Origin of the sequence: Shigella sp. FC1567, from assembly GCF_001743015.1 — a bacterium.
GTDB classification, from domain to species: Bacteria; Pseudomonadota; Gammaproteobacteria; order Enterobacterales; family Enterobacteriaceae; genus Escherichia; species Escherichia coli.
Window position 1 is genome coordinate 1 of sequence record NZ_MIIV01000451.1, and the last position, 270, is coordinate 270.

The 270-nt window shown below is 51.1% G+C and carries 1 pseudogene; it reads left to right on the forward strand.

The window, feature by feature from the left end:
• Positions 1 to 117 precede the first annotated feature (117 nt).
• Positions 118 to 270: pseudogene (locus tag BHE85_RS19895) on the forward strand (IS1 family transposase); the annotation flags it as partial.

A 270-nucleotide genomic window follows, 5' to 3' on the forward strand; every position in this document is an offset into this window, starting at 1 on the left:
ACTTTCCAGAACCATACGAATCGCCCTCTGACGGACTTCGGGGGAAAAACGAGTATTTTTAGTCATCCTGTTTACCTCTTTCTCAGGGAGTTTAGTCTCTAGGATTCCCGGGGCGGTTCACTGGAGCGTCTTCTGAGCCTGCTGTCGGCCTTTGAGGTCGTGGTATGGATAACGGATGGCTGGCCGCTGTATGAATCACGCCTGAAGGGAAAGCTGCACGTTATCAGCAAGCGTTACACTCAGCGCATTGAGCGACATAATCTGAATCTG